Origin of the sequence: uncultured Clostridium sp. (assembly GCF_934754925.1) — a bacterium.
Lineage (GTDB): Bacteria > Bacillota > Clostridia > Clostridiales > Clostridiaceae > Clostridium.
In genome coordinates this window covers 18,711-40,646 of record NZ_CAKVJA010000013.1, presented here as the reverse complement: position 1 = coordinate 40,646, position 21,936 = coordinate 18,711, and the positions used below count along the sequence as shown (strand labels likewise).

Genomic DNA, 21,936 nt, shown 5'->3' with positions numbered 1-21,936 from the left:
TACTGATTTTCCTTAAATATATTTATTATATTTGTTTATATTTTTCTATAATTCTTTCTGCAACTTTGATTCCATCAACTGCCGCTGATACAATTCCACCTGCAAAACCGGCACCTTCTCCGCATGGATATAAACCCCTTAATGATATACTCTCTAATCTCTCATTTCTAGTTATTTTAACTGGAGCTGAAGTTCTTGTTTCTATTCCTGTTAAGACAGCATCTTCTCTTCCATACCCCTTAATTTTTCTATCAAAATTATTAACTCCATCTTTTATTCCTTCTACTACATAGGAAGGTAAACACTCTCTCATATCTGCAAATTCAAACCCTGGTTTATAACTTGGTGTTACTGCTCCTAATTTAGTTGATTTTCTATCATTAACAAAGTCACCTAATAACTGAACCGGAGCTTTATAGTTTCCTCCACCAACTTTATATGCTAAAGATTCATAATGTCTTTGGAATTCCATTCCTCTTAAAACTGAAGTTCCTTCAAAATCTTCTGGACCAACAGTTACAACTAAAGCTGAATTTGAATTTTCCTCATTTCTTGCATGATAACTCATTCCATTAGAAACTAATCTTTTATCTTCAGATGCCGCCGCAACAACAACTCCACCTGGACACATGCAGAAAGAATATACACCTCTTCCTAAGGTCCTACTTTGATATGTTAAGTTATAACTAGCTGCTTGTAATCTTGGATGGCTAGCCATTTTACCATATTGACCTACATTTATCATCTCTTGTGGATGTTCAATTCTAACTCCAATAGCAAAAGCTTTTGGCTCCATGAATATTCCAATACTATTTAACATTTCATATGTATCTCTTGAACTATGTCCTAAAGCTAAAACAAGTGCTTCACATGGTATTTCATCACCATTTACTATTATACTCTTTATTTTTCCATCATTACTTTTTATGTACTCTAGCTTAGAAGAAAAACGAACTTCTCCTCCTAAAGCAATAATTTGATTTCTTATGTTTTTAACTACATCTTTTAATATATCAGTTCCTACATGTGGTTTTGCTTCATATCTAATCTCTTCTGGAGCTCCAGCCTTAACTAATTCAGCTAAAACATAGTCACACTTTTTATCCTTTATTCTAGTAGTTAGCTTACCATCTGAAAATGATCCTGCTCCTCCTTCTCCAAATTGAACATTTGACTCTAAATTTAATTCACCTGTTCTCCAAAACTTATCCACAGTTTCAGTTCTTTTATCAACATCTTCTCCACGTTCTACAACTAATGGTTTATATCCCTTTTGTGCTAACATTAAAGCAGCAAATAATCCTGCTGGCCCCAATCCTACAACTACTGGTCTATGATTTAGTATTTCATTACCTGGTTCAACATCTGGCTCATATTTTGAATTATCTATTCTTACATCATTATCATGAACTCTATTTACTAACTTTTCCTCATCTTTATGTTGAAGTTCAATTGCATATGTAAATTTAATATTTTCCTTATTTCTTGCATCTATACTTTCTCTAACTATTTTAAAATCCTTAATTTCATCTACTGAAATTCTTAATTTTTTACTTGCTTTCTTTTTTAATAATTTTATATCATCATCTAACCCTAAGCTTAAGTTATTAATTCTTATAGTCATATAATCACCCTTAATAATATTATTTGTAGTTTTTAATATTGTATCACAAGATTAACATAGTTAATAGTTAAGGTTATCGAAGTATTAAAATACCTATACAAAAAAGGTAAAGTTAGCTTAAGCCAACTTTACCTTTTAACTATTGTTGTGGTACCTCTTCTTGGACTTCATCTCCATTTGTAGGTGCATCTTTAGATACAGTTAATTTTATTTCACTTACATTATCTATATTAACATTATCTACTCCAACTAAATTTACAGTTGGCGATTTAGAAAATTCACCTTCCTCAGTATATTCAGATACATCTAATTTCGCAGTAAAGTTTGCTTCAGTAATAGTATTTAAAACATCTTCAAATCCCGAAACTGTTATAGTTACTGTGTTACTATCAGCAATAATATTTATACCCTCTTGCTGTCCTATAATTGAGTAATCAACAGTAAATTCTTTTGTTTGTACTTTTTCTACAACAATACTTACTGTTATTGAATTCTCACCATTATGAATTAATATTCCATCTGGTATTCCTAATGCAACCTCTATATTGGTAGTATCTTTTATTTCAGAAAGGTTTATAGTTTCTGTTCCAATTTCATTAATTGAATTTAATATATTTTCGGGACCCGTTATCCCTATTTCTGTTGTAGTTGAACTTATGGATTTTAGCCTTAAACCATTTGTCAATGTTCCTGTAGTATTTATTTTAATTGGAACTGTCTTACCTTCGTTTATTTCAATAGTTGCTTCTACCCACTTTTGAGATAGCTCAACACCTATAACTTCTTTACCATTTTCATCTACTGGAGTAACCATATAATTCTTAACAATTGTTTTTACAGCATTGCTTTCTTCACCCTCTGCAACGACTTTTGTTACTTTATTTACTAATGATTCTGGACCAGATACTGTTATAGTTTCTGGAGTAAATATTGGTGTTGCTACATAATAACTTGATTTTGAAATAACATCAATTTCAGACTTTACTTCAACTTCCTTTATAGAATATGCTTCAGTCTTTATAGTTATTGTTAGTCCATTACTATTTTTTATTTTAACTGTACTAGGTGCATTTTCTATATTTACAGCAATTTTATTTTCTCCACTTTTTAGTACAAACTCACTTAAATCTACACTTATGGTAAAATCGCTTTTATCTATACTAAATAAGTCTTGACTATTACCTTCTATTTTTAAATTCACATAAAACTCTTGATTAGGAGATAATGCTAATCCTGCATTCTTTAAACTATCGATATTCTTAATTTCTACTGGCACTCTACTTAATTCATAAGACTTTATGGGATTTTCTATATTGGTTACATAAATCCATAATCCTAACGATAGCAAAAGACATACTAATTGAACAATTATTTTCTGTTTATTTTTCCAGTTATCCACGTTTTCACCTTCTTGCCAGCAGTTTTAACATTTTTTTCTTCTCTATGCTCCATTATCTTAAGTAAGATTGTTCTCAATCTATCTTTATCATAATTTCTAGTTAAACGTCCATTTATAGCTAAAGAAATAATTCCTGTTTCTTCAGATACTATAATAACAAGTGCGTCTGATATTTCAGATAATCCTATTGCTGCCCTATGTCTAGTACCTAACTTTTTATTAATTTCTTTATTATTAGTTAATGGCAAAACACATCCTGATGCCAATATTTTATCTCTTCCTATTATTGTGGCTCCATCATGAAGTGGAGTATTTACAACAAATATATTTTCAAGTAAATTTGAAGTTATTTTTGCTTCTAATATAGTTCCTGAAGCTATTATTTCTCCAAGTCCTGTTCCTTGTTCAATTGCAATTAATGCACCTGTCTTTGTTTCTGCTAAATTAGCTACTGCATTCACAATTTCACTAACATAAATATTCCTCTGTTCACTATCTTCAAAACCATGTTTATCTTCAAAAGCACTTCTTCCTAAATGCTCTAATGCTCTTCTTATCTCTGGTTGAAATATTATAACCACAGATATTATTCCAATAGTTAAAGTTTTGCTTAATATAAAATATAGCATACTCAAATTTAGTATAGAACTAATTGGAATTAATATTATTATAAATGCTATTCCCTTTAATAGCTGTTCTGCTCTTGTTTCTTTAATAAGCATATATCCTTTATAAAATATAAACGCTACTACTAAGATATCAATAATAGCAGTAATTGACATACTCTTTAGTGAATTCATTATCATTGAAATAAAATTTTGCATTTAATCCACCACCATAAATTTTCTAATTAAATTATACACTATTCTCATAATTGTTAAAATATTATAATTCCATTTTATTATTCTAAATTTTTCTATATTTCTCACTTTTATTGTTATAACCTTTTTTATTTCTATCAACAAATTTATTTAAGTATATTTTATTTTTCATAATAATATAAATTATAGAAAAAGTTTTTTCATAATATTTAATATTGTAAGTTAATTAAAGGATGTGATATGTGTGGAAAATATAAAAAAATCATTTTTTGAAAATAAAAACTTTATTATAACTCTATTAATTTGTGTATTTTTAACCGTCTCTATGATGTTATTATTGCATAAACATAATAATTCTATTTCTTCATCTACTAATAATAATGACATTTTTACTGAAGACACATCTTTAAAAGATTTTGAACCTTATATTACTGAACTATCTGAAATAAATCTTTCTTTAAAAAAATGTATTAATGGTGTAACTATAAATAGTAAATCAGCTTCTAGTATATTAAATGATGATTTAAAGCAATTAGAAGAGTTAAAAGAGAAGGTATCTGCTGTAGTAATAGCAAATAATAATACTCCTAACATAATTCCAACACTAATTTCATGCATAGAAAATACAGAGAATTTATATAGTTATTGTATTGATATTTTATCTTATACTAGTGATTTATCTACATCTGAAATTACTTCTGAAATATTAATTTTAAAATCAAATTGCGAAAAGAGTTATGAAGATTTATCCACTTATGGATTTTCCTTAACTTTACCAAAAGAAAGTGAAACTTTTTTAGACAATTTAATTGGCTACTTAAATACTCTTGAAAAATTAAATAAGGAAGAATCAATTAAAACAACTCAATACAACTCATATATTGAGAAATTAACTAAATGTAGTAATGAATTTTATGAAATATTAGATGATTTAGAACCAGCTATAAATTTAATAAGAAAAGAAAATAGATCTTTAGATGTAATTCTTAATGATATTAAAGAAAAAGAAAATACCCTTGAAACTATAAAGAAAGATTTTAACTACTCTTCAATACCAGAAGGTTGTATGTCTTATTATAATAGTCTAAATAACACTTTTACTTTATATTCAACTTATTTAAATGCTTTAAAAATTGCTGTTATTTATGAGAAATCTTCTCCTAGCTATGAGGAGAATAAGGAAACTATAAATAAAAATTATGCTAATGCCTATTCTAAATATGATGATGTAAAAACTTCCTTTGAATCATTATTAAACTCTTTTTGATAATGTTTTGTATTATTTAAAATTTTTTGGGTAAAATATATCTCGATTGGGTTATTCCAGAAGGAGGTTTTTTATGAAACTTGAAAAATTTTTATTTTGTATTATTCTAACCCTATCTCTTTCAGCACTTGACTTAAGCTTACAAAATTTATCTGCTATTAATGTAAGCGCAAGTACAAGAATAGAAAATAATTTATCAAATTTGGAAATTAACAGAAATAACTATATAAATTTATCTGATGAAGAATATGTGGAAGTTTTTAAAGATAATAATCAGATGCTTTATTTAACGCAATCAGATATTTATTTAATGTCTCAAGTTGTATATGCTGAAAGTAAGGGTGAACCCTACGAGGGAAAAGTTGCTGTTGCATCAGTTATATTAAATAGGGCTCTTAATAATGGGTTTCCTAATACTATACAAGGTGTTATATTTCAACCAAAAGCTTTTTCTTGTATAGTTGACGGTAGTATTGATGTTCAACCAACACAAGAATGTTTTGATGCTGTATATGACGCATTAAGTGGAAATGATCCTACAGGAGATGCTGTATTTTTCTACAATCCTGATATAGCTACTTGCAGTTGGATGCAGGGTGTTGAAAAACATAATATAGTCTCCATAGGACAACATTTATTCTTTACACTATAAAAAATTAGGGCTATTCTTTTTAGATAGCCCTTAAATTTTTATTTAAATGTTGGTTTAATTGATGACTTTCCATCTTCAACAACAATTTTTCCTTTAGCAATTACCATATCAATATCTAAACTATCTTTATTTACGATAACAAAATCAGCATCTCTTCCTTCTTCTATTTTCCCCTTATTATTTAACTTAAGGAATTCTGCAACATTTGAAGTAATTACTTTTATTGCATCCTCCATAGGCACATTATACTTTTTGATACTCTCTTTAACTTCTCTATAAAGGGTTTTAACAGAGCATATTCCAAGGCCAACTAGTTTTCCATCTCTATCAAATACCGGCATGCTTCCATTTCCATCTGATGAAAATGTTATATGTTTAATATCTACACCCTTCTTTAATAAGAGTGCTAATCCCTCTCCTGCTCTTAGCTCTCCTGGTTCTAAGAATCTTGGATCTGAGCTTGTTGTTAAATCAATAAATCCTCCCTTTTTAGCATATTCAATTCCTACTTCAAATAATTTATCACTTCTATTAATATGTGTAGGTAAGAGTTGAGTTGGTGGAATTTCTGTTTCTTCTATAAGTTTAAATAAATATTCTAACCTTCTAGCACCATCTCCTAAATGTACATTAACAATTCCGGCTTTTCCTGATAATAATCCTCCTACTCTGGCTTGAGCTACAGTGTTTACAAACTCTTGATATGATGATTGTGAACTTCTATGATCTGATAATGCTACTTCTCCAACACCAATAACCTTATCCACCATCATAAAATCACCTTTTATACTTTCTGTAATTGTTTTTACTGGTATCTCATAGGAACCTGTATAGCAATAGGATGTTATTCCTTCTTCTTCTAGTCCTTTTGCTTTTGCAATAAGTGATCTCATATTTCTACATACCCCATCAGTTCCTATGCATCCTACAACTGTGGTAATTCCAGCTTCTACTAAAGAAATCACTGATATTTCTGGAGTTCTTGTCCTAAATCCCCCTTCTCCCCCTCCACCAATAATATGGACATGGCAATCTAAAAATCCCGGAAATAATATTTTATCTTTTCCATCTATTACTTTTATCTCTATAAAATCATTAGGAATATTCACATTATCATATATTCCTTCAATCTTATCACTTACAATAACAACATCTTTCTTACCTAACTTTTCTGGTGCATATACATTTACATTTTTAATAACAGTAATCATTTTTAGCCTCCTTTAAATAGCTTAATTATATTAGTTTTTAAGGTCTACGTATAAAAAAATACTCCCAATATAGCTGCCATAACTATTACTAATATAGGGTGGACCTTTTTTGACAATAATATAACTCCAATTATCAAAGTTATTATTATGCTTTTTAAATCTACATATGCTTCTTTTGCTAAATCTATAAATGCATATATTATAAGTGCAATAAGAACAGGTCTCATTCCTAATAAGGCTGCTTTAACAACTTTTGACTCTTTAAACTTACTTAATAACTTATTTATTATTGTTATTAATATAAAAGATGTTGTAATTACCCCTAAAGTAGCTATTATACTTCCTATTATTCCACCTACTTTATATCCAACAAATGTTGCTGAATTTATAGCTACCGGACCTGGTGTCATCTGTGATATACCTATTATATCTGTAAACTCAGACATTGATATCCAAGTATTACTTTCTACTATTTCTTTTTGTATTAATGGTAGCATTGCATATCCACCACCAAAACTAAAAGTTCCAATTTTTAAAAATGCTATAAATAATCTAACTAATAGTTCCATTAACTCACCTTTTCCCTTAAGAATATAGCTCCATATACACCTGATATTACTACTACTAATACCGGATGAATATTAAAAAACATTAACGCTATTAGTGCTATAATTATTGTTAATATTGTTCTAAGATTCTTTGATAAGCCCCTTGATAAGCTAATTGCACCTACTAATACAAGAATTGGAACTGCTGCTGTTATTCCCTGAAATGCTGCATTAATATAATAATTATCTCTAAACTGCATAAAAAATATAGCTATTATTAATATTATGAAAAATGATGGTAGTATAACTGCAATTAATGTAGTTATTGCTCCAAGTATTCCACTTATTTTATAACCTAAAAATATAGATGTATTTACTGCTAAGGCTCCCGGTAAACTTTGTGCAACTATTAAAATATCAACAAATTCTTCTTTACTTAACCAACCTTTATTATTAACTACCTCTTCTTCAATTAATGGAATCATTGCATATCCACCACCAAAAGTGAAAGCTCCAATCTTAAATATAGATATAAATAATTCTATTAACTTTTTCATATACTCCCCTCTTCTCTTTCATTTCCATTAAAATGTATCGCTTTTTAAAACTTTATATTTTGTAGATAAGACTTTAAGCTATTACTATTAATATAACAAATTATATAATTATTGGGAACTTTTCTTATTAAGGTTGCAATACAAACAATATCTAATTGGTAATATGAGGGTAATTAGTCCTGAACATGATGTTGATTTATACTTATCGAATAGTTATGGTGTTGATTCAGAAGGAAATATAGTTAGAGGGAATTTATTAAAAAGGGATAAGGTTACTTATGAGGAATTAAAAGATAAAATTACTTTAATGGTTAATAAATTATATGAGTTATATGAAAAAATTTATGGCCAATATGAATAAAAGAGAGAATCGCATTTGCGGTTCTCTCTTTATATATTATTCTTGTTCTAATATTATCTTCTTAGCAGATAAGATTGATGTAGCACTCATTGAGAACTCATCTAATCCGTATTCAACTAATGTAGGGATAGCAGCTTCATCTCCTGCCATTTCTCCACACATTCCAACCCACTTACCGTGTTTGTGAGCACCATCTATAGTCATCTTTATTAATCTTAATACAGCTGGGTGCATTGGGTTGTAAAGGTATGATACCTTTTCGCTCATTCTATCAGCAGCTAATGTGTATTGGATTAAGTCGTTAGTTCCGATTGAGAAGAAGTCAACATACTTAGCTAATTCATCAGCCATAACTGCTGCAGCTGGAATTTCAACCATGATACCCCATTGAGTAGTTTCAGAAGTTTTAACTCCTTCAGCATGTAATTCTGCTCTACATTCTTCAACGAATTCTTTAGCAGCTTGGAATTCTTCTAAGCCTGAAATCATTGGGAACATAACGCATAGATTTCCATATACAGAAGCTCTTAGTAAAGCTCTGATTTGAACTTTGAATATATCTTTTCTATCTAAACATAATCTTATAGCTCTGTAGCCTAAGAATGGGTTCATTTCCTCTGGTAATGGTAAGTAAGGTAATACCTTATCTCCACCGATATCTAATGTTCTGATAACAACTTGCTTACCATTAGCTTTTTCTAAAACAGTTTTGTAAGCTGTAAATTGTTCTTCTTCAGTTGGAGCTTGATCTCTGTCCATGTATAAGAATTCAGTTCTGAATAAACCTACACCATCTCCACCATTAGCTAAAACTTGATCTATATCTTCTGGCTTACCGATGTTACCGCAAACTTCAACTCTCTTACCTGATTTAGTTACAGTTTTAACTTCGATAAGTTTCTTTAATTCTTCTTGTTCTGCTGCAAATTTTTCTTTTTTAGCTTGATATTCAGCAATAACTTCTTCTGATGGATTAATTATTGCAAATCCTTCAATACCATCAACAATTATTGAATCACCATTTTTAACTGTTTTAGTTATATCTCCTAAACCAACAACAGCTGGGATTTCTAATGTTCTAGCCATAATAGCTGAGTGTGAAGTTCTTCCTCCGATATCAGTTAAGAAACCAACAACTTTAGTTCTATCTAATTGAGCTGTATCTGATGGAGTTAAGTCGTAAGCAACAACAACTGTATTTGCTTCAGTTATAGCAAATCCACTTCCACCTTTTCCTGCTAAGTTAGAGATGATTCTCTTAGAAACGTCTTTAATATCAGCAGCTCTTTCTCTCATGTAAGCATCGTCCATTGATTCAAAAATCATAACGAATGTATCTGTTACATTTTGAACAGCTTTCATAGCATTTAAGCTTTCACCTTCAACTGTAGCTTCCATTGTTCCAGTAAATTCTGGGTCATCTAATAATGTTAAATGAGCTTCGAAAACAGCAGCTTCATGTTCACCTATTTCAGCAAGTGTTTTTTCTTTAATTGCTGTTAATTGTTCTTTTGATGCTTGTAAAGCAAGTGTTAATTTTTCCTTTTCTGCAGCTACGTCACTAACCTTTGCGTCAGTTATAACTATTTCTTCATGTTCTTGAATGAATACTTTACCTATTGCATAACCTTTTGATGCAGCGATACCTTTTTTCATTTCAATTTTCCTCCTACACTTAAGCATAAATTTAGTACTGTTATTAATCTTTTTATACCTTACATCACTCTAATACAATATTATGTAAATTTCGTGATAAAAATATAAACATTTAATTAGTATTTATAAATAGATTTTTTTCAGTTTTAATCTATTATTATAGAAATTTTATACGAACAAAAATTATTATAACATATTTTTAAGAACGTTATCATTAAATTTTTTTAAAATTTATATTTTTGTGGAAACTTTGATGCTAAAACTTAATTTTAAATAATAAAAGTAAGCACCCAAATATTAAACTTGGGCTTTTAATGGAAACCTTATTCCTTTTACTTACAAGTCATCAACTAAAATACTAGCTTTCGCATAGGCCGTTGATTTAGCTTCAAAGAAATCTGTTTTAACAGAATTAGCGTTAGCTAATGAATCAACCCATGCTGCTGGATTTTTATCATATCCTTCAAACAATGGCTCTAATCCAATTTCTTTCAACCTCTTATTTCCTAAGAACTTAATATATGATTCAATTAAATTCTTATTAATTCCTTGGATATTTTCTCCTATAACATAATTTCCCCAATTAATTTCATGCTCAACTCCATTCTTCATCATAAGTCTTAATTCATTAACTAATTCATCTGTAAACACATCTGCCTCTTCAATTTGAAGTTCTCTAATTAAGTTTCTAAATAACCACAGATGTGTATTTTCATCTCTATTTATATAACGTATTTCCTGGGATGATCCTGGCATTTTCCCATTTCTCTCAAGATTGTAAAAGAACATAAAACCTGAGTAAAAATAAATTCCCTCTAATATAAAGTTTGCCATAATTGTCTTTATAAGATTCTCTTTGCTTGGATTTTCCAAAAACTTATTGTATTGTTCACCAATAAACTTATTTCTTTCTAAAAGAATTTTATCATCTTTCCATTGATATAAAATTTCATTCCTTTTTTCTGGTGAACATATAGTATCAAGCATATAACTATAACTTTGTGAATGCACAGCTTCTTGGAAAGCTTGAATAGTTAAACATAAATTAACTTCACTTGCAGTTATATAATTATTTATATTGCTTAAATTAGCTGTTTGTATTGAGTCTAAAAATATTAAAAAAGATAAAATCTTATCGTACGCTGCTCTTTCATACTCATTAAGCTTATTATAATCCTTTAAATCCTGTGATAAATTTACCTCTTCTGGAATCCAAAAATTATTCATTGCCTGTCTGTACCAATCAGCAACCCAGCTATATTTCATATTGTTAAAATCATTTAAGTTAGTAGTATTACCATTTATCATTCTCTTTTTACTAACTTCTATATCACCATTTTCATTAAACAAAGGCTTTTTATTTATGTTCATTATTATTCTCCCACTATTCAAATTTGACTATACCTCTTAGGATATAGTGAAATGTTTAATCTAATTTCTATATTTTATGCTGAACAGCTTTCACATTCTTCTATCTCTAATGATTTTGATCTGACATAATAAATAGATTTAACACCACATTTACAAGCTGTTATATATAAATTCATTATCTGTCTCATAGTAAAATCTGTTGTTATATATAGATTAAATGATTGTCCTTGATCTATATGTCTTTGTCTTATTCCATTTATCTTTAAAGAAAGAATTTGATCTGTATTATATGCAGAATTATAGAACCAGAAATTTTCCCAACCTAAATTAGGAGCTGTTTTTGGTACTATGCTTCCTTTCTTTTCTTCTAGCCAGAATCTTGCTATAACTGGATCTACACCTTCTGAAGTTCCTGCTATTGTTGCAGTAGAACCATTAGGAGCAACTGCAAAAAGATATCCATTTCTTAACCCATATTCTTTAATATCCTTTTGTAACTTAATCCATTCTTCCGAATTATAATCTCTTAACTTAAAGTAATCACCATTATCCCAATCTGAACCCTTGAAACATGAATATTCACCTTTAGTTTTTGCAATATTCATACTTGCTTTAATTGCATAATAATTAATCTTTTCATAAACCTTATCGGTAAATCCTAAGTGTTTTTCATCATTCCAATGGATTTTATTATTGGCAAGCATATGATGATATCCACTAGTTCCTAATCCAATTGCTCTATATTTTTTATTAGTAACTTCAGCAAAAGGTACTGAATAATAGTTTAAATCTATAACATTATCCATAGCTCTTATTTGAGTTTCGACTACATATTCTATTTCTTCATCATTGGTTACATCTATATTTCCTAAAACAACAGATGATAAATTACAAACTACAAAATCTCCAGCTTTAATCTTTTCTACGATAATAGTGTCTCCATTTTCATCATACATAGTTGTTTCTTGAATATCCATTGGACTCATATTTTGCATTATTTCAGTACAAAGATTTGATGAGTAAATCATTCCCTTATGTTTATTAGGATTCATTTTATTTACTGTATCTCTGTAGAAAGCAAATGGAGTGCCTGTTTCAGCTGCACTTTTTATTATTAATCTAACTATATCCTTAACAGACATAACTCTTTTATCTATTCTTTCGTCATTAACACAGTCATAATACCTTTTTTCCCATTCTTCTCCATAGAAATCTTCTAATGAATATCCCTTAATAGACTTTATTTCATAAGGACACATCATATACCAATTTGCATCTATATCCTCTTCTGCTAATCTCCAGAATAAATTTGGATAACAAAGACCTGGGAATATATCATGAGCTTTCTTTCTGTCATCACCATTATTAGTTCTTAATTGTAAAAATTCTGGGACTTCTTTATGCCATGCATCTAACCATATAGCAACTGATCCATTTCTAACACCTAATTGGTCAACAGCCACTGCTGTATCATTAAATAGCTTTATCCAAGGAATAACTCCTCCTGAAGCACCCTTAAATCCTCTTATTGCTGAACCCATTGCTCTTATTTTTCCTATGTAAATTCCCATTCCACCACCGAATTTTGAAACTTCAGCAAAGTTATCTAATGATTTATATATTCCCTTTAAGCTATCTTCTACTGTATCAATAAAACATGAACTTAATTGATAAAATGGCTTTCTTGCATTTGACATTGTAGGTGTAGCCATAGTTGCTTTAAGTGAACTTAAAACATCATAAAACCTCTTTGCCCACATAACTCTATCTTCTTTCTTTTCTGGAACTGCTAAATGCATTGCTATTCCCATAAACATTTGTTGTGGAAGCTCAAGAGGTTTTCTATTGTAATCTTGAATTAAATATCTTTTTGTTAATAAATCTATTCCACTGTAAGTGAATATAAAATCTCTTTCAGGCTTTATTTCTTTTTCTAACTCCTGAATTTCTGCTTTAGAATAATTTTCTAAGATATATTTTCCATATAAATTTTTATCTGTCATTTCTTTAATAAATTCATAAAATTTACTATAAGGCTTTTCTTCTAAATCTATTCTTCTATTTCTTCTAACCTCATCATACAACCTATATACGTATAACTTAGATGCAACATATTGCCATTTAGGTTCTTGCTCTGTAGTTAGTTCCAATGCCGCTTGAATTACAGAATCCCTAATTCCTTCACTATCCATAGATTCTCTAATTATATTTTTACAGCTTTCAATAAGTTTCTCTTTTATGTATATTCCTTGTAAATCATCTATCCCATCAATTGCTTTTTGGCATATATTATCTAAATTAATCACTTTCATTCCTCCACTATATGTTGTACATACTTATATCTCTCATACAATATATTGTTAATTATAATATTGCTATTTATTCTTGTAAAATAAAGTAGAAATCAAAAAATCCCAAAAAAAATACTATTTCATTTAAATACTATCTTTTTCTTTATTTATCTATAATAACTATTTATAAATAATTATTCTCCCTTATTATTCCTTAAAATATTTTTTATATCATTATGTTACTTTTCAATAAACTACTTAACATACTTCGCTTTTTAATATATAATTTTTATGTTAACTATAGCTATATCTATACAGAGGTATTATTATGAAAGATTTGTTTAAAAATAAAAGTTTTTATGTTGATATTGTAGTAATTATAATAGGCTGTTTTATTTCTTCTCTGGGAGTAAATTTATTCTTATCTAATGCAGGATTATTAAGTGGTGGTGTAACAGGTATAGGACTTATTCTTCAATATCTATGGAATATCCCATCTGGTATTACTGTATTTATACTTAATATTCCCTTATTTTTTATAAGTTATAAATTTCTTAGTAAAAGATTTACTATCTATACTGCCATAGGAATGATTTCTTTTTCAACAGCATTAATGATAACTAAACCATTATCTTCATTAGTTAAAGTTGATGATACATTATTATATTGTATATATGGTGGTGTTTTAAGTGGAATTGGTTATGGTTTAGTATTCTTTAGAAATGGTTCTATTGGAGGAACTGATATAATAACTATGGTTGTAAGAAAAAAATATTCCAATCTTGATATAGGTAAAGTTGGATTTGGCTTTAACTTAATTATAGTAACTTTAGCAGCATTTATTTTTGGTTTACCTAAAGCTCTATATACTCTTATATCTATGTTTATTACAAGTAGTATATTAGATAAGGTTTTAAGTGGATTCACTAGTAAAAAGCTTCTTCTTGTTTTAACCGAAAAAGAAGAAGATATAATAACTTATGTAATAAAAGATATGAATCGTGGTATTACATCTCTTATGGCTGAGGGAGGATATACTCATAACCAAAAGAAGCTTTTATATGTTGCTGTAACTACATCTCAAATGATAAGCTTAAAAAATAAAATTCTTAGAATTGATCCTAAAGCATTTATTACCATTATTGATATTTCTGAGGTAAAAGGTAAGGGATTCCAAAGCATTTAAATTATTTTATAAATTCTCTCCAATTAGAATTTATAATAAAAAAAGCGGATTAAACCGCTTTTTTTTATTTATTACTATTCAAATACTCATTCTTTCCTATTTCATATAAGTTATTTCCTTCAGTATCAATAATAACAACTAAAGGCATATCCTTTACTTCTAACTTCCTTATAGCTTCAGCCCCTAAATCATCATATGCAATGACTTCACATGAAGTTATACATTTACTAATTAATGCTCCAGCTCCTCCTATTGCACCAAAATAAACTGATTTATTTCTTTTAATCGCATCTATTACTTCCTGACTTCTAGCTCCTTTGCCTATCATTCCTTTTAATCCTAAGTCTAAAAGTCTAGGAGCATAACTATCCATTCTATAGCTAGTTGTTGGTCCTGCCGATCCTATAACTTGTCCTGGCTTTTCTGGAGTAGGTCCAACATAATATATAATTTCATCTTTCAAATTTATAGGAAGCTCTTTTCCCTCATTTAATAGATTTATTAATCTACCATGAGCTGCATCTCTAGCTGTATATATAGTTCCAGTTAATAGAATACTATCTCCAGCTCTTAATTTAGTTGTAATAGATTCAGTTAAAGGTGTATTTATAGTTTTAATCATTTCATATCCCCCTTATATTTCCCTTTCCTTATGCCTTGTAGCATGACAGTTAATATTGACTGCAACAGGCAATCCCGCAATATGTGTTGGATATGTTTCTATATTTAATCCTAAAGCAGTTGTTTTACCGCCAAAGCCTTGTGGTCCTATTCCTAAATTATTTATAATCTCTAATAGTTCTTCTTCTAAATCACTATAAAATTTATCAGTGTTCCTTTTATTTAATGGTCTAATTAAGGCTTTCTTAGCTAAATAAGCTGCTTTATCAAAAGTTCCTCCAATTCCAACTCCAATAACTATCGGAGGACAAGGATTAGGACCAGCTAAATTTACAGTTTCAATTATAAAATCCTTTACCCCTTGTAATCCATCAGAAGGTTTAAGCATTTTTATTCTACTCATATTTTCAGAGCCAAATCCCTTAGGAGCAACTGTAATCTTAAGCTTATCACCTGGTACTATATCGTAATAAATAACAGATGGTGTATTATCCTTAGTATTAACTCTATCAATAGGATCCTTAACTACTGATTTTCTTAAAAATCCCTCATCATATCCTTTTCTAACCCCTTCATTAATAGCATCCTGTAATAGTCCACCAACTATATGCACTTCTTGTCCTATTTCCACAAATACACATGCCATCCCTGTATCTTGACATATTGGCATATCTTCTTTTTTAGCAATATTGGAGTTTAATATCAATTGCTCTAAAACATTTTCTGCTAATGGCCATGTTTCCTTTTTTTTAGCTCTACATAATGCATCCCTTATATCATTTGATAAATAATAGTTTGATTCTATACATAGTTCTTTTACTGTATTAATAATTTCTGATATATGTATTTCTCTCACTTATAATCCCCCTCTTTACTCTTATAATTTTAGTTTATTATTTTATTACATTTTTTACAAGATATATACTGTAAATCACCATATAATTATAAAGCCGACCTAAGCCGGCTTTATAATTTACTTTATTACTACATAAATATTTTATATATTTCCGAGGAAATTGCTATTATTCTGTACTCTTATTTATATTACCTTCAAAATACTTATCAATTCCATTTGATATTCCTTCAACTATTAAAGTTTGATGCTTATCACTTTTTAATCTAGATTCTTCATCTGGATTTGATAAGAAACCACATTCTACTAATATTGAAGCACCTTCATATTTATCTCTTAAAATTAAATATGCCTCAGCCGCTGGCTTAGCTACTCTTTTATTATTATCTTTAACAGATTCCTTTATTGAATCTTGAACTACTGTAGCTAAATTATAACTATTTTCATTTGAAGCATACCATACTTGTGCTCCATAACATTTACTTTGTGGAAACATATTCTGATGAATTGAAACAAATATATCACAATCTGTTTGTTTTTTCATTTCAACTCTTTTATTTAAATCTTCTCTCTTTTTTTCCTTAATAGTATTACCTTTTTGATAAAGCCCTTCATCTTCATCTCTTGTCATATATACCCTATATCCCTTTTCTTCAAGATTATCTCTTAATTTTAACGCTATTTGTAAATTTATATCTTTTTCAATAGTTCCTGTTTTAGATTTTGCTCCGCCATCAATTCCTCCATGCCCTGGATCAATTAAAATAACTTTATCTGAATTATCAAAAACAAAGGCGTTAACTGGAATTATATAAGTAATAATAAGTAGACATGTAATAATAGCAACAATTACTTTCTTCATGACATATCCTCCATTATTTTAATATCACTTTTATTATGTTTAAATTTTAAACTTATTATACTTTATATATTTCTTTGAGTTCATATAAATAATGAATAAAAAAAGGAGCCTTTGTTGGCTCCTTTTTTTATTCATTATTTTCAATAACTATTTCAGCTATATTTGTAGAGTGATCTCCTATTCTTTCTAAATTGCTTAGTAAGTCTAAGAATATTGCTCCTGCATAAGCATTACAAGTTCCTTCATGTAATCTCTTTATGTGTAAATCTCTATATCTCTTATGTTGTTTATCTATTTCTTCTTCAATGTTACTTATTTCATTAGCTTTATTTGCATCTCTATCAGCATAACTATCAATTGATACATCTAATGCTTTCAATGTAGTTTGATACATATTAGTCATTTCTTTAATAGCATCTTCACTATATTGTAATTTTTTATTTATCTTTTGAACCGTTAAATCTGCAAGATTTTCAGCATGATCACCTATTCTTTCTATATCATTTACTATATGGAAAGTAGATGCAACTATATTTTTTTCTTTATCTGATAATTCACACTTAGAAAGTTTCACTAAATATGTAGTTATACTTTCTTCAAGGTTATTAATTACCTCTTCATTTTGATAAACTTTTTCAACTAAGTTTTCATCATTTTTTATAAATGCATCCATAGCTAATTCCAAACTTAATTTAGCTTTATTAGCCATTCTTATAGTTTCTTTTACCACTTGTCCAGCTGCAATTACTGGAGTTTCTAATAATCTATCATCAATATATTTAGGTCCTACCTTTTCATCATCTTCCCCTGGTATTAGTGTTTCTACAACTTTACATAATACTGGAATCAAAGGTACCATTATTAATGTATTAACTACATTAAATATTGTATGTGCATTAGCTATTTGTCTCTTTACATCCCCAGTAAAATATGAAACGAACTCACCTAAAAAACCTGGTATTATTATCGGTAAGAATATTAACGTACCAACAACATTAAATATTAAATGTAACATAGCTGCTCTATGTGCTGTTTTGTTTGTACCTACTGTTGCAAGCATTGCTGTTATACAAGTACCAATGTTACAACCCATAATTATTGGCAATGCTTGATTAATATTTAATGCACCTGCAGTAGCTAAAGCTACTAATATACCTGTAGTAGCTGATGAACTTTGTAATACTGCTGTAATTAAAGCCCCTGCTATTACTCCTAAGTACCAATGTTGTCCTACTGTTGTAAGTATTTCTTGAAACATAGGTAATGTTGTTAATGGCTTCATTGCTCCACTCATTGTTCCCATACCAACAAATAATATACCAAAACCTAATATTATGTTACCTATTTCTTTTCTTTTCTTACCTTTTACGAACATTACCATCATAGCGCCAACAAAAACGAAAACTGGTGCTATTTGATCTAATTTAAATGCAACTAATTGAGCCGTAATAGTTGTCCCTATGTTAGCTCCCATAATAATTCCAGCTGCTTGTGCTAAATTCATTAATCCTGCATTAACAAATCCAACTACCATTACAGTTGTAGCACTACTACTTTGAATAACCATAGTAACTACTGCACCTACAACTACTGCTATTATAGGATTTTTAGTTACTTTTTCTAATATCTTCTTTAATCCCTCTCCTGCAGCATTTTCTAGGCCGTCACCCATCAGCTTCATTCCGTAAATAAATAGCCCTAATCCACCTAATAACTTGATTATTGTCATTATTGTATCCAAGATTTTTTCTCCTTCACTCTTGTATATTGTATAATTTTATAAAGTTTTTACATGGTTAAGTGTACAATAAAAATTAACATTTGTTAATACATTTGAACAATTTTTAACATAGATTTAATATAAATATTCACTCAAATATAATTAATATTAAGATGTATAATTTATTTATTAATGATTTTATATCTAATAAATAATAAAAAAGCTTTGGAATAAATATTCCAAAGCTTTTGATAAGCCTTTGCTTAAAAGGTCCAAACTATCTCTTAGAGAATTGTGGAGCTCTTCTTGCTTTCTTAAGACCGTATTTCTTTCTTTCTTTCATTCTTGGGTCTCTTGTTACGAAACCAGCTTTCTTTAATTCAGATTTTAAGTTTTCATCTGATTTAATTAAAGCTCTTGTTATTCCGTGTCTGATAGCTCCAGCTTGACCTGTGAATCCACCACCGTGAACGTTAACTAATACATCAAATTTATCCTTAGTTCCAGTTAAAACTAATGGTTGGTTAACGATCATTCTTAAAGTTTCTAAACCAAAGAAATTTTCGATGTCTCTGTTATTGATAACAACTTTACCGTTTCCTGGTACAAGTCTAACTCTTGCAACTGATTTTTTTCTTCTTCCAGTACCCATGTATTGAACTTTTGCCATTTTTTATTCCTCCTCCCGAGCCTGTATTAGTACTTTAATTCAAGTACTTCTGGTTGTTGAGCTGCGTGTTCGTGCTCAGCACCTTGGTATACTTTTAACTTCTTAAGCATTTTTCTTCCTAATACTCCTGTTGGAAGCATTCTTCTAACAGCTTCTTCGAAAGCGAATTCAGGTTTCTTAGCTAATACTTCTCTATATGGAGTCTCTTTTAATCCACCTGGATATAAGCTGTGCTTTCTCATCATTTTTTGATCTAACTTCTTACCAGTTAAAACAACTTTTTCAGCATTGATAACTATTACGAAATCTCCGCAGTCAACATTTGGTGTAAATGTTGGCTTATTCTTTCCTCTTAATATTGAAGCAACTTGGCTAGCAACTCTTCCTAGTGGCTTACCAGCAGCATCAACAACATACCATTTTCTTTCAACTTCTTGTGCTTTTGCAATGTATGATTTCATGTTTTTCCCTCCCTGAACTTACATTTATCGTTATACCTCATATGTATAACATTTATGTCAAGACCTCGGGGCTCGTGGCCTTTCGTACATAAATTATTCTAACAAACAAAATAAATTATAATACACGCTTACGGGCGTGTCAACAATTTTTATTAATTTTTTTTAATAATATACTTCTTTTAATAGTAATCCATTAGGTGGAACACAATCACCAGCTAACGTTCTATCTTTTTGTGCTATTATATTCGATATGGAACTTGCTGGAGTCTTTCCTCTTCCAACATTTATTAAGGTTCCAACTATTATTCTAACCATATTATATAAAAAACCATCACCGCTTACAGAAATTTTTATAATTTTTTCTGTTTTTTCTACCTTTACATCAAAAATAGTTCTTATAGTACCTTTTACTGAGCTTCCTTGTGTTTTAAATGCAGCAAAATCATGAGTTCCAATAAATTGTTGTGCACCTTCTTTCATAGCCTCTATATTTAAATCATATTTATAATGATATACTTGATTTCTCATTAATGCTGAAGGTACCTGATCATTTAATATGTAATACTCATATGTTTTACCTTTAGCACAATATCTTGCATGAAAATCATCTTCTACCTTTTCTGATTTAACAACAACTATATCATTAGGTAATTTAACATTTAGTGCCTCTCTAAACCTTTCTGGCGGCACATTACTATTTGTTTTAAAGTTGGCAATAAAACCTTTAGCATGAACTCCTGCATCTGTTCTTGAACTTCCTGTTACCTCGCACTTCTCCTTAGTAACAAGAAAGAGAGCCTCTTCTATCTCTCCTTGTATTGTCTTCATTCCTTTTTGCTTTTGCCAACCATAATAATTAGTTCCATCGTATTCTAAAGTTAATTTTATATTATTCAACTTATCACCTTTTTTAATTCAAATTACTACATTGCAAATCTAACAATAATTGTACTTGCAAATAATAATGCAAAAACTCCAAATGCAATAAAATCCTTCGAAGTGAACTTTAAAACCTTCATTCTAGTTCTACCAGCTCCCCCTCTATAACATCTTGCCTCCATAGCCATAGCAAGCTCATCAGCTCTTCTAAATGAACTAATAAACAATGGTACCAATAAAGGTATTAAGCTCTTTGCTTTTTTTACTAGACCACCAGTTTCAAAATCAGCGCCTCTAGCTTTTTGAGCTTTCATTATTTTATCGGTCTCATCTATAAGAGTAGGTATAAATCTTAACGCAATTGTCATCATCATAGCTAATTCGTGTGCAATTTCTTTTCCAATAGGTCTTAACAATCTTTCTATTCCATCTGTTAATTCTATAGGAGATGTTGTTAATGTTAAAACTGAAGTTCCCATTATAAGAAGTATTAATCTTATTGCCATAAAAAATGCAGTTCTTATTCCAACTTCATAGATCTTTATAAATCCAAGTTGAAAAATTAATCTTCCCTCTCTAAGCATAAAAATATTTAATATAGCTGTTAATGCTATTAATAAGAATACAGGCTTTAATCCTTTATAAAGATATCTTGGAGATATCTTTGCAATATAAACCACCAAAGCTAAAAAAGCAACAACAAATATATATCCTATAAATTTATCAACAATAAATAAACTTATTATAAATAAAAATGAAATTAATATCTTTGTTCTTGGATCTAGTTTATGTATAAAAGATTCACCTGGTATATATTGACCTATAGTTATATCTTTAATCATATTAAACTTCTCTCTTTCATATATTTTTTAACTAAACAAATTATATAAATTTTAAAATATCATAAAAAAACCTACTGATTGTTA

General features: G+C 29.1%; 21 protein-coding genes. 4 read left to right on the top strand and 17 right to left on the bottom strand.

Going from position 1 to position 21,936, the window contains the following annotated elements:
• Positions 1-25: 25 nt before the first annotated feature.
• The 3 genes from Q0G30_RS06430 to cdaA form a co-directional block, all read right to left on the bottom strand.
• A complete protein-coding gene (locus Q0G30_RS06430) occupies positions 26-1,624 on the bottom strand; it encodes an FAD-dependent protein (RefSeq protein ID WP_294387964.1) in 1,599 nt (532 codons plus the stop codon).
• Between the two features lie 139 nt (positions 1,625-1,763).
• Positions 1,764-3,023 carry a CdaR family protein gene (locus Q0G30_RS06425; RefSeq protein ID WP_294387962.1) on the bottom strand — a complete coding sequence of 420 codons (1,260 nt, stop codon included), beginning with the start codon at positions 3,021-3,023 and terminating at the stop codon, positions 1,764-1,766.
• On the bottom strand, positions 2,993-3,847 hold the full coding sequence (gene cdaA / locus Q0G30_RS06420; protein ID WP_294387960.1) for a diadenylate cyclase CdaA: 855 nt from the start codon (positions 3,845-3,847) through the stop codon (positions 2,993-2,995). The genes Q0G30_RS06425 and cdaA overlap by 31 nt, the downstream gene beginning before the upstream one ends.
• Positions 3,848-4,088: 241 nt before the next feature.
• Between cdaA and Q0G30_RS06415 the strand changes: the two genes are divergently transcribed.
• Positions 4,089-5,111, top strand: a complete 1,023-nt coding sequence (locus tag Q0G30_RS06415) for a hypothetical protein (protein ID WP_294387959.1) — start codon at positions 4,089-4,091, stop codon at positions 5,109-5,111.
• Positions 5,112-5,184: 73 nt separating this feature from the next.
• Positions 5,185-5,763 carry a cell wall hydrolase gene (locus tag Q0G30_RS06410; protein WP_294387956.1) on the top strand — a complete coding sequence of 193 codons (579 nt, stop codon included), beginning with the start codon at positions 5,185-5,187 and terminating at the stop codon, positions 5,761-5,763.
• Between the two features lie 38 nt (positions 5,764-5,801).
• Here the strand turns inward: Q0G30_RS06410 and iadA are convergent, their stop codons facing one another.
• The 3 genes from iadA to Q0G30_RS06395 are packed head-to-tail and all read right to left on the bottom strand — an operon-like array spanning position 5,802 to position 8,079.
• Entirely contained in the window at positions 5,802-6,974 is a 1,173-nt protein-coding gene (iadA, locus tag Q0G30_RS06405; RefSeq protein ID WP_294387953.1) for a beta-aspartyl-peptidase, read from the bottom strand.
• A 44-nt stretch (positions 6,975-7,018) separates the two neighbouring features.
• Positions 7,019-7,543, bottom strand: coding sequence for a chromate transporter (locus Q0G30_RS06400; RefSeq protein ID WP_294387951.1), 525 nt, complete (start codon positions 7,541-7,543; stop codon positions 7,019-7,021).
• A complete protein-coding gene (locus tag Q0G30_RS06395; RefSeq protein WP_195963617.1) occupies positions 7,543-8,079 on the bottom strand; it encodes a chromate transporter in 537 nt (178 codons plus the stop codon). Before Q0G30_RS06395 ends, Q0G30_RS06400 begins: the two co-directional genes overlap by 1 nt.
• A gap of 163 nt (positions 8,080-8,242) precedes the next feature.
• On the opposite strand from Q0G30_RS06395, the gene Q0G30_RS06390 reads away from it, so the two are divergent.
• Entirely contained in the window at positions 8,243-8,440 is a 198-nt protein-coding gene (locus tag Q0G30_RS06390; protein WP_294387947.1) for a hypothetical protein, read from the top strand.
• 36 nt (positions 8,441-8,476) lie between these two features.
• Here the strand turns inward: Q0G30_RS06390 and ptsP are convergent, their stop codons facing one another.
• From ptsP to Q0G30_RS06375, 3 genes are all read right to left on the bottom strand, one after another.
• Positions 8,477-10,096, bottom strand: coding sequence for a phosphoenolpyruvate--protein phosphotransferase (gene ptsP, locus Q0G30_RS06385; RefSeq protein WP_294387945.1), 1,620 nt, complete (start codon positions 10,094-10,096; stop codon positions 8,477-8,479).
• Positions 10,097-10,432: 336 nt separating this feature from the next.
• Entirely contained in the window at positions 10,433-11,467 is a 1,035-nt protein-coding gene (locus Q0G30_RS06380; protein WP_294387943.1) for a ribonucleotide-diphosphate reductase subunit beta, read from the bottom strand.
• A gap of 74 nt (positions 11,468-11,541) precedes the next feature.
• A complete protein-coding gene (locus tag Q0G30_RS06375; RefSeq protein ID WP_294387941.1) occupies positions 11,542-13,779 on the bottom strand; it encodes a ribonucleoside-diphosphate reductase subunit alpha in 2,238 nt (745 codons plus the stop codon).
• Between the two features lie 307 nt (positions 13,780-14,086).
• On the opposite strand from Q0G30_RS06375, the gene Q0G30_RS06370 reads away from it, so the two are divergent.
• Complete coding sequence (locus tag Q0G30_RS06370) at positions 14,087-14,944, top strand: YitT family protein (RefSeq protein WP_294387939.1); 858 nt, start codon at positions 14,087-14,089, stop codon at positions 14,942-14,944.
• A gap of 64 nt (positions 14,945-15,008) precedes the next feature.
• On the opposite strand, the gene Q0G30_RS06365 is transcribed toward Q0G30_RS06370, so the two are convergent.
• The 8 genes from Q0G30_RS06365 to Q0G30_RS06330 form a co-directional block, all read right to left on the bottom strand.
• Positions 15,009-15,566: a Fe-S-containing hydro-lyase gene (locus Q0G30_RS06365; protein WP_294387936.1), complete on the bottom strand. Its 558-nt coding sequence runs from the start codon at positions 15,564-15,566 to the stop codon at positions 15,009-15,011.
• A 12-nt stretch (positions 15,567-15,578) separates the two neighbouring features.
• Positions 15,579-16,421, bottom strand: a complete 843-nt coding sequence (locus tag Q0G30_RS06360) for a fumarate hydratase (protein WP_294387934.1) — start codon at positions 16,419-16,421, stop codon at positions 15,579-15,581.
• Positions 16,422-16,587: 166 nt separating this feature from the next.
• Positions 16,588-17,280, bottom strand: a complete 693-nt coding sequence (gene cwlD, locus Q0G30_RS06355) for an N-acetylmuramoyl-L-alanine amidase CwlD (RefSeq protein ID WP_294387931.1) — start codon at positions 17,278-17,280, stop codon at positions 16,588-16,590.
• 127 nt (positions 17,281-17,407) lie between these two features.
• Positions 17,408-19,009: a Na/Pi cotransporter family protein gene (locus tag Q0G30_RS06350; RefSeq protein WP_294388013.1), complete on the bottom strand. Its 1,602-nt coding sequence runs from the start codon at positions 19,007-19,009 to the stop codon at positions 17,408-17,410.
• 268 nt (positions 19,010-19,277) lie between these two features.
• Complete coding sequence (gene rpsI, locus Q0G30_RS06345) at positions 19,278-19,670, bottom strand: 30S ribosomal protein S9 (RefSeq protein ID WP_294387928.1); 393 nt, start codon at positions 19,668-19,670, stop codon at positions 19,278-19,280.
• Positions 19,671-19,696: 26 nt separating this feature from the next.
• Positions 19,697-20,131, bottom strand: a complete 435-nt coding sequence (rplM, locus tag Q0G30_RS06340; RefSeq protein WP_042401459.1) for a 50S ribosomal protein L13 — start codon at positions 20,129-20,131, stop codon at positions 19,697-19,699.
• Positions 20,132-20,293: 162 nt separating this feature from the next.
• The gene (truA, locus tag Q0G30_RS06335; protein ID WP_294387925.1) at positions 20,294-21,028 is read right to left on the bottom strand and encodes a tRNA pseudouridine(38-40) synthase TruA; all 735 of its coding nucleotides are present in this window, start codon (positions 21,026-21,028) and stop codon (positions 20,294-20,296) included.
• 26 nt (positions 21,029-21,054) lie between these two features.
• Positions 21,055-21,852: an energy-coupling factor transporter transmembrane component T gene (locus Q0G30_RS06330; protein ID WP_294387922.1), complete on the bottom strand. Its 798-nt coding sequence runs from the start codon at positions 21,850-21,852 to the stop codon at positions 21,055-21,057.
• Positions 21,853-21,936 lie beyond the last annotated feature (84 nt).

Coding starts and splice junctions, on each gene's coding strand:
- Q0G30_RS06430 (WP_294387964.1), bottom strand. CDS start 1,624: ATGACTATAAGAATTAATAACTTAAGCTTAGGGTTAGATGATGATATA.
- cdaA (WP_294387960.1), bottom strand. CDS start 3,847: ATGCAAAATTTTATTTCAATGATAATGAATTCACTAAAGAGTATGTCA.
- Q0G30_RS06410 (WP_294387956.1), top strand. CDS start 5,185: ATGAAACTTGAAAAATTTTTATTTTGTATTATTCTAACCCTATCTCTT.
- iadA (WP_294387953.1), bottom strand. CDS start 6,974: ATGATTACTGTTATTAAAAATGTAAATGTATATGCACCAGAAAAGTTA.
- Q0G30_RS06400 (WP_294387951.1), bottom strand. CDS start 7,543: ATGGAACTATTAGTTAGATTATTTATAGCATTTTTAAAAATTGGAACT.
- Q0G30_RS06395 (WP_195963617.1), bottom strand. CDS start 8,079: ATGAAAAAGTTAATAGAATTATTTATATCTATATTTAAGATTGGAGCT.
- Q0G30_RS06390 (WP_294387947.1), top strand. CDS start 8,243: ATGAGGGTAATTAGTCCTGAACATGATGTTGATTTATACTTATCGAAT.
- ptsP (WP_294387945.1), bottom strand. CDS start 10,096: ATGAAAAAAGGTATCGCTGCATCAAAAGGTTATGCAATAGGTAAAGTA.
- Q0G30_RS06380 (WP_294387943.1), bottom strand. CDS start 11,467: ATGAACATAAATAAAAAGCCTTTGTTTAATGAAAATGGTGATATAGAA.
- Q0G30_RS06375 (WP_294387941.1), bottom strand. CDS start 13,779: ATGAAAGTGATTAATTTAGATAATATATGCCAAAAAGCAATTGATGGG.
- Q0G30_RS06370 (WP_294387939.1), top strand. CDS start 14,087: ATGAAAGATTTGTTTAAAAATAAAAGTTTTTATGTTGATATTGTAGTA.
- Q0G30_RS06365 (WP_294387936.1), bottom strand. CDS start 15,566: ATGATTAAAACTATAAATACACCTTTAACTGAATCTATTACAACTAAA.
- cwlD (WP_294387931.1), bottom strand. CDS start 17,280: ATGAAGAAAGTAATTGTTGCTATTATTACATGTCTACTTATTATTACT.
- Q0G30_RS06350 (WP_294388013.1), bottom strand. CDS start 19,009: ATGACAATAATCAAGTTATTAGGTGGATTAGGGCTATTTATTTACGGA.
- rpsI (WP_294387928.1), bottom strand. CDS start 19,670: ATGGCAAAAGTTCAATACATGGGTACTGGAAGAAGAAAAAAATCAGTT.
- rplM (WP_042401459.1), bottom strand. CDS start 20,131: ATGAAATCATACATTGCAAAAGCACAAGAAGTTGAAAGAAAATGGTAT.
- Q0G30_RS06330 (WP_294387922.1), bottom strand. CDS start 21,852: ATGATTAAAGATATAACTATAGGTCAATATATACCAGGTGAATCTTTT.